A 7,841-nucleotide genomic window follows, 5' to 3' on the forward strand; every position below is an offset into this window, starting at 1 on the left:
CCGTGGCGATGCTAAAGGGAGCACATTCAGGTTCTATTCCCGCCACGCCCTTCACAAGATCAGGATTTCCGGCCGGAGCGGCGGTGAAGGTTGAGCGCTGCCGGGGTCTGTGGATGCCTGTGACCGCCAGGCCGTAATGAGACGTCGGGCTTCCCGGGATGGAGACCACGTGTGTGGTATGGCCGGAGACAGGCAAGGCTCCTACACCGGCTGCATGAGCGTGCGCGAGGAAGCACATCGGCTGCTTGACGCGCTGCCGGAGGACCGGCTACCCGAAGCCGTGGAGCTGCTGCGGCAGTGGGCTGCCGTGGAGCGCGGCGAGCGCCCCCGTCGTCAGTTCCGTACGACGGCTCTCTTCGACGGCGAACCAGATCTGGGCGAGCGCGCCAAGGAAGGCATGCGCGAGGCCTGGGGTGACGAGAACCGCCGCAGCGCGTGATCGTCGTCGACACCGGCCCCGTGCTGGCGCTCGCCAACCGCAAGGACGACCATCACCGGCAATGCGTCGACCTGCTCCAGAACTTTCCCGGGCCGCTTCTGCTCCCAGCCCCGCTCCTCTCCGAGATCGGCTACCTGCTCTTCAGCCGGGCCGGAACGAAGGCCGAGGCCGACTTTCTGCGCGATGTGGCGGACGGTGTCTACGAGCTGGTGCCCGTCACGCCTGCCGACGCCCGTCAGGCCGCCGTTCTGGTCGAACGGCATGCGAGTCTTCCACTGGGCACCGCCGACGCCTTCGTCGTCGCGGTCGCCGAGAACTTCCAGGCGGTGCACATCGCGACGCTGGATCGCCGCCACTTCAGCGTGCTCCGTCCAAGCCACGTCCCCGCCTTCACTCTGCTGCCGTAGCCTTGGCGTTTGTATTGTCGGCGTAGCCGGCCTCGCGGATCTTCGCATGGGCAGGTTCAATGGACACGGCCGGGTCGTTGACCTGCAGGTTCAGGTTCGCATGAGAGCGACCGGCAATAGCGGTGTGGATCAAGGGGCGGGATTGGGGTGCGTGCGTCGCGAGGCGGAGGCGGGAACAATGCCATCACCTTGAGCTTGATCGCTGACGGTAAGCGCGCCCGAAGCCGGTGACGGTTGGTGACGGTGTTCGGGATGTCGCGACTCGCGACCCCGGCCAACGGCCAGTCTGATTCGAACACCAACTGTGCCGCCTCGTCTTTGTACTCCTGCGTGTGCTTCCGAGGTGCTGCCCCCATGACGCCTCTTCCTCTCGGGCAGTGGACTTCAGGTCCGCTGTCCGCAGAACCGGGACCACTCCAGACCGGACTCTCGCTGTCCGGCCGGGCCGCCACAGGCTCAGCGGCCCATACCGAACCCCGCACAGGTCCTGCCGGAGCGAGATATCCGCCCGTCTCCTCACCAGGAATTGGATCCGATGTGACGGCATGACTGGGCACGTTCGCAGCCGCTTCGATCGGCCTCATGTTTCAAAGCGGTAACTAATCGATGACGAGACCACCGACAATCGACGGAATACCATCCAGGTAACGGAACAACCGAATCACCGCAACCTTCCAGAGCAACCTCACAAGGACGCCCGGGACGTTGGCCGGCCTCACACCGGCTGCCCGGAGAGCAGCGACACCGCGGTACGCCGAGGCCAGCACCTGCACCTTCGGACAGGCCTGGACGATCCGCCATGCCCTGGCACTCCTCCGCACGCCCGCTGTCACCACGGCGTCTCGCGGGAATCCCGCCATCCGGCCGTCGGCCCCGGCCACGGCGGGCATTCAGACCCATGGACTTTCCGGTCAGAATGGCCACGCCGAGCACCTGTCAACATACGTGAAGCGCGACCAGCCCGGCAGCCGGGCTGGCGGATAGAATCGTCCGGGTGGCTGCAACCAACGCTCACAACGAACGCGAGGTGTGATGTGGCAAGCGAAAAGAACCGACTTCCCATGAATGCTGAAGGCCCCTTCTTCGTCGACTCCGAATGCACTGACTGCGAAAACTGCCGCGGCGTTGCCCCGGATTTCTTCAAGCGCGATGACGCTCGCGAGGTCTACTACATATGCCGGCAGCCGTCGTCCGAGGAGGAAGAGGAGATGTTGTTGCAGGCCCTGGAGTTCTGCCCGGCTGAGGCAATCGGGCGGATCGCGGCGTAACCCACCGCGAACCACGAAAGTCGTGATCACGCTCTTCTCGCGGCGGGGTTCCTGTGATCGGACGGCTCCACGGAACCCCGACCGAGATCGTTAACAGCCGAGCCACGACCGGCCGCGACAGAACCGTCACAGCACGACTCGGCAGGCATACACCGCGCCCCGGCAAGCCGGCCGTACTCCAGCTGGCGCACATAGCAGCTGATAATGGATCCAGCCCACCACTCCCTCGAACACATACAATAAAAATATTGAACCATTATTACCAATAAAATAGCATTTGCCCGAATCGGCCAGCGGGGCAGCCGGCCCGGCCACCCGCCGATAAATACCCAAAAACAACGTCGCCCCGGAAAGCCACGCCGTAATGTGGGACCCTCATCTTTCGAGGAGGGGCGTTGTCCACAACTCCGGGGAAGCCACCCGCACGCCAGGCTTCGCCAGATCAACAGGGGCTCTACGACCGCATACTGGGCCGACCGCTCGGACCCCTGGCGGAGCTCGCCGGGCTACGAGACAGCCATCCGATGGTGGACTCGATTGTCGATGAAATCAATGGCCGCCGGATTCGCATAGGCGATCATTGGCTGTCGGATTTTGCATCCTGCAACTATCTTGGTTTCGATGTAAATTCAGAGATCATTGCGATGGTGCCGGAGTACCTGACCAAGTGGGGTACCCATCCGAGCTGGTCACGTATGATCGCCCATCCACGGCTGTTCACCGAGATCGAAGAAGAACTCACCGAGCTCCTCGGCGCCGAAGACAGCCTCACGATTCCCACGATCACGCACATCCATATGTCGGTCATTCCGGCTCTCGTCGGAGAAGGGTCGGTCTTTCTCGACCGGCATGCGCACCGCACGATTCACGACGGCTGCGCCATAGCGCGGGCCCGAGGTGGCACCCTGTACTACTTCGATGCCGAGAATCCCAGCCAGCTGGATGAGCTGCTGCGGGCGTGCCCCACCTACCCAAGACTGGTATGTATCGACGGCGTGAACAGTATGACCGGCAACACACCGCCGTTGACCGAGCTGCTGGCAGTCACCCGGGCGAACGACGCGATCCTCTACATCGACGATGCCCACGGTTTCGGCGTCATCGGTGAGCGCGGCCGAGCCGAGATCAGCCCGTACGGTTTACGCGGTAACGCCCTTGTCCGCCATGTCGGGGAAAGCTATGACGGACTCATCCTGGTGGGCGGCTTCTCCAAGGCGTACTCATCCCTGCTGGCCTTCATCGCCTGCCCGACCACGGTGAAGAACTACCTCAAGGTGACTGCCGCGCCGTACGTCTTCTCCGGGCCGTCGCCGGTGGCTTCGCTCGCCACCGTGCTGGCCGGCTTCCGGCTCAACGCGGTGCGGGGCGACACCATCAGGGCCGATCTCCATCGCAAGACCGCCCGTGTTCTCGACGGTCTGGCACAACTCGGGCTGCGGACCTTGAACCGGTCCGGAACACCGATCATCGAAGTACCGATCGGCAGTCCCGAGGACACAGACGCCCTTGGCCTCCACCTGTTCGACCGCGGGATCTACATCACCATGGCACCCTTTCCATTGGTGCCCCGAGCCGATGTCGGAATCCGCATTCAGGTGACCGCGGCCAATACCGACGAAGAGATTACCCAGCTGCTCGCGGTACTCGCCGAGGTTGCCGCGATGTTCCCAGGCCCGCGGCCAGAACAATACGAACAGTCCGAGCATGACGGACCTGCGCCGCGCCGCTGGCCCAGCCAATGGACGAAAACCGTGTAGAGCGCTCCCCTCCGCTGACAGGCCGACGGCTGTACGGCCGTACAGCCGTACAGCCGCGGTTCACGCCGGGCGGCCGGCGGCCCAGTCGGCCTGGCTCGTCACGATGCGTCCGGCCCGGTCCGTCGGCTTGCTCGGGCGAGCTCGGCCAGGCGCCGCACGGACAAGCGGTCGCGAACCAGCTTCACGTCCGTGTCCCGCGCATCATGCAGAACCGCCAGAAACCGTTCTCGCGGGATCTCCACGGCGCCCATGGAGCCGGCGTGCGCGGTCACGAACTGCACATCGACGAGCCGACCGCCGGCCCGCACGAAGCGTGCGTCAAAGTCGACCAACGCGACCTTGGACGCGTCGGTATGCGCGTGGAACATGGACTCAGCCATGAAGACGGCGCCGACGAGCACACCGAACATCCCGCCGACAAGATCGTCGCCCTTCCACACCTCGACGCTGTGTGCCCAGCCGAGCCGATGCAGCTGAAGGTAGGCGTCCGCGAGCTCAGGCGTGATCCACGTGGGTCGGCCACCGCGGCCGCAGCCACGGACGACATCGGCGAACGCCCTGTCCAACGTGGTGGTCCACGCGCACGCACGCATCCGTCTGAACAACGAGTCGGACACATGCACGCCGCCGACGGGCAACACGCCCCGTGGGTCCGGGCACCACCAGGGCAGGTCAAGATCTGGCGGGTCATCCCCGGCGAGGTTGAAGATACGCCCGTCAGCGACGGCGGCGCTGAACCGGCGGCGTGTGGCCGCGCCCTCGACCGGGTCTCCGCCCGGGACCGGGAAGGGGAAAGCTCCCCGCCGATACGCCCCGATCAGCACCGCCGCGGTGAGCTCGCCCCCGACCGCGATGGGTAAGCCCGCTGGCTCGCCGTGTTCCGTCGCTGGCAGCCCGTCCCATGGCGACGGCCCCGGCGGCTCGGGTGAGCCGGTCAGGTCCATGTGTGACCCGCGCGGACAGGTTCGGCCACGGCGTCCCGGCCCGCCTCCACTTCCACCTCCACCTCCACCTCCACGGATTCAACGGCCAATGCGGCGCAACCAGCTGACAAACGGTGATCATTACGCTGCCAGAGCAGCGGCGTCAGCTCCTCGGCGGGCTGTGGGCAACCCAGGTAGAAGCCCTGCGCAAGATCACAACCAAACTCGGCCAGACGCCGCATCGTGCTCTCGGTCTCGACCCCTTCAACCACGATACGCAGGCCAAGGGAGTGTGCGAGCCCGACCGTGGACTGCACGATCGCCGCCGCCCCCGGATCGGAGTCCATGTGCATGACAAAAGATTTGTCCAGCTTGAGAATATCCACCGGGAGCTCCCGCAGATAGGACAGGGACGAGTATCCCGTCCCATAATCGTCCACGGCAATGTGGATTCCCATCTCCCGCAGGGCCATGAGCACGGCCGCGGTACGGATCCGGTCAAGCATCAGGGCTGTTTCAGTGATCTCAAACTCAAGCGCCCGCGCCGGCACCCCGTGCAGCGCGAGCAGATCCGCGACCTCGGTCGGGAATGCCGTGTCGAGCAGATTGGACGCGGAGAGATTGACCGCGACTCCGATGTCCAGACCAGCGTCCCGCCAGCGACGGGACTGCCCCAGCGCGAGGCCGAGAACCTCCAGCGTCAGCGTACGCATGAGCCCGGTGTGCTCGGCCAGGGGCAGGAACACATCGGGCGGGAGAAGGCCCTTGGTGGGATGTTCCCACCGCACGAGCGCCTCCACCGCATGACAGCCACCGGTGCGCAGGTCGATCTTCATCTGGTAATGGACCCGCAGCTGATCCTCGCCGAGCCCGCTGCGCAGCGCCTCGATGATGTCCAGGCGATCCGGGGTGTGCACGTCCACACCAGGCTGGTAGTACTCGACCCCGGAGCGGGCGGCTTTGGCCGCGTACATCGCAACATCCGCTCGCTGCAACAGAACGCTCGCGGCGACCGCGTCGTCCGGGTAGAGCGCGGCCCCGATGCTCGCGTCCACGTGCAGGGTGACCGCGCCGACCTCGAAGGGGCCCTCGAGCGTGGCCAGCACCCTTTCGGCGACCATCTTGGCCACCGCCGCATCCGCATCTTCCAGGAGCACGGCGAACTCATCCCCACCGAGGCGGGCCAACAGGTCCTCCGGGCGCAGCGCCGCCGCGATCCGCCGCCCGACGAGCTTCAGCAGATCATCGCCGACGGGATGGCCAAGGGAATCGTTGATCTCCTTGAAACGGTCAAGATCAAGAACGAGCAGCGCGAACCGACGGGCCCCGGCGCCAGCGCCAGAGTCCAGCCCGTTGAGGCGTTCGAAGAAGCCACGACGGTTGGCCAGCCCGGTGAGCTCGTCGGTGCGGGCCTGCAGCTTGGTCTCAGCGAGCTGACGGACCTCGGCAAAGGTGATCCCGGTCCGCACGAGCGCGGCCAGAACCGTGGCGGCCGCGAGCGTGACGGTCACGGGCGGCAGCCGCGTTACCGCTCCGAAGACCAGGAGCCCAAGCGCGGCAATCGCGAAGATGGCTGGGATGGCCAGCACACCCCACCCGACGAGGCCCTCCGTCTTCTCCCGCGACGGCCGTTGCCAGGCGGCGTACGCGGGCAGAACCAGCGCCAGTGCCCACAGCACCTCGACCGGCCCGCCCGGGGAGTAGTGACCGCTGGCGACCTCGCCGACCACGACCGTATCGGCGGCCGCAAAGATAATCAGCGAACCGCCGAGGAGATACCACACCCTTTCGAGCCGCCAGCCCAGCAGACCGAACACACTCACGACGAGCACGAGCAGCATCAGATCGGCAAGGGGATAGGCGAGATTGAGCTCCACCGTCGACATATTGGTCGCGCGGACCTTACCGATGGCACCGACAGCCAGGCCGCTGGCAAGCGCCGCCACCCCGAGAGCGCCCACCAGCGCGTCAAGCCAGACGCTGGGATGAAACCGGGACACTCGTTTGCGCATCAGCAGAATCACAGCTACATATGTCGCGATATAGAACAACAACCAGCCCGCGTCGGCCAGCGATGGCGACAGTTGCGGATTGCGATTGGCGACCCGTGTCGTGAAGTAAATCGTCCCGGCGCCGTAGCACAGAAGACCGGCCCCGATCGCGACCCACGCGGCCCGTTCACCACGCACAAGATTGGCGCGCACAAGGCACATGACCCCCGCCGCCAGGCTGAAGCAGTTGCCGAGCCAGCGATCGACCCCGTTGACTATGATCGATGTGTCGCGCAGGCCGGCGAGAGTGGTGGCCACGAAGAATACCGCAGCCGCCAGGAGCGCCACGCGGCCCGCTCGGACCACTCGCAATCGGCGAGCGGCATGTACTGAAGTCGTCAAATGATCATCCCCCCACGATCAGATCGGCGGGGCATATTCTGACACTCCGGGCGCTATTCTCCCTCAACAAACCACCAATCAGCCCGAGACCCCGGGAACCTTCACGATCGCCCCAATTTTTACCAACTGACAGTTGACCAACTGACGGCTGGCCGGCTGGCAGCGGCTTCTTTGTGGACCACTCCGGCGCGGCAGTGCGGCACCGGCCCGTGGCAGCGGTATGCCGACGTCCGATTTGCCACCCCTGACTACTGACAGCGTCCGTCAGTGAAAAATCCTGCGGACGAACACCCGTAGCTCCTCCACCCCTACCCGGGACTCGGCAATCCAGTCCCGAGGCACGCCCTGAGCGACCCATTCGCGACTCGTTCACCCCGAAGAGCTGGCACAGGCCCACGGCGTGTTTCGCAAGCCGTCGTTCGATCGGGGAGCCGGACAGACGGCTTGCGAAACACGCCCTAAGAGCGCCGGGCAATAGGGGACGCCGCGTCGCGGGGTTGGGGCACGCACCTCGCGTCATCGCTCCCCGTCCATCGCCGCGCGATGCACGGGTACCCGGCTCGTCAGTCGCCACCCACCACCTCCGGTGGCTGCCTCCGCCGCCTCGCGATGCACGCACCCCAACCCCACTCCTTGATCCACTCCTCTATTGCC

Annotated in this window: 7 protein-coding genes; 4 read left to right on the top strand and 3 right to left on the bottom strand. The window is 65.5% G+C overall.

Annotation, left to right across the window (positions count from 1 at the left end):
• Window positions 1-178: 178 nt before the first annotated feature.
• Window positions 179-439: a hypothetical protein gene (locus MJ783_RS19155; RefSeq protein ID WP_239312284.1), complete on the top strand. Its 261-nt coding sequence runs from the start codon at window positions 179-181 to the stop codon at window positions 437-439.
• Window positions 436-846, top strand: a complete 411-nt coding sequence (locus MJ783_RS19160; protein ID WP_239312271.1) for a type II toxin-antitoxin system VapC family toxin — start codon at window positions 436-438, stop codon at window positions 844-846. Before MJ783_RS19155 ends, MJ783_RS19160 begins: the two co-directional genes overlap by 4 nt.
• Before the next feature lie 599 nt (window positions 847-1,445).
• On the opposite strand, the gene MJ783_RS19165 is transcribed toward MJ783_RS19160, so the two are convergent.
• On the bottom strand, window positions 1,446-1,727 hold the full coding sequence (locus MJ783_RS19165; RefSeq protein ID WP_239312273.1) for a hypothetical protein: 282 nt from the start codon (window positions 1,725-1,727) through the stop codon (window positions 1,446-1,448).
• Between the two features lie 180 nt (window positions 1,728-1,907).
• Here MJ783_RS19165 and MJ783_RS19170 point away from each other — a divergent pair, with 180 nt between their 5' ends.
• Complete coding sequence (locus MJ783_RS19170; protein WP_239312275.1) at window positions 1,908-2,114, top strand: ferredoxin; 207 nt, start codon at window positions 1,908-1,910, stop codon at window positions 2,112-2,114.
• Between the two features lie 395 nt (window positions 2,115-2,509).
• Window positions 2,510-3,871, top strand: coding sequence for a pyridoxal phosphate-dependent aminotransferase family protein (locus MJ783_RS19175; RefSeq protein ID WP_239312278.1), 1,362 nt, complete (start codon window positions 2,510-2,512; stop codon window positions 3,869-3,871).
• 98 nt (window positions 3,872-3,969) lie between these two features.
• Here the strand turns inward: MJ783_RS19175 and aat are convergent, their stop codons facing one another.
• Window positions 3,970-4,815: a leucyl/phenylalanyl-tRNA--protein transferase gene (gene aat / locus MJ783_RS19180; protein ID WP_239312281.1), complete on the bottom strand. Its 846-nt coding sequence runs from the start codon at window positions 4,813-4,815 to the stop codon at window positions 3,970-3,972.
• Complete coding sequence (locus MJ783_RS19185; RefSeq protein ID WP_239312282.1) at window positions 4,806-7,187, bottom strand: bifunctional diguanylate cyclase/phosphodiesterase; 2,382 nt, start codon at window positions 7,185-7,187, stop codon at window positions 4,806-4,808. The genes aat and MJ783_RS19185 overlap by 10 nt, the downstream gene beginning before the upstream one ends.
• Window positions 7,188-7,841 lie beyond the last annotated feature (654 nt).

Source organism: Protofrankia sp. Cj3 (genome assembly GCF_917627355.1).
Taxonomy (GTDB): Bacteria; Actinomycetota; Actinomycetes; order Frankiales; family Frankiaceae; genus Protofrankia.

Coding starts and splice junctions, on each gene's coding strand:
- aat (WP_239312281.1), bottom strand. CDS start 4,815: ATGGACCTGACCGGCTCACCCGAGCCGCCGGGGCCGTCGCCATGGGAC.
- MJ783_RS19170 (WP_239312275.1), top strand. CDS start 1,908: ATGAATGCTGAAGGCCCCTTCTTCGTCGACTCCGAATGCACTGACTGC.
- MJ783_RS19155 (WP_239312284.1), top strand. CDS start 179: ATGGCCGGAGACAGGCAAGGCTCCTACACCGGCTGCATGAGCGTGCGC.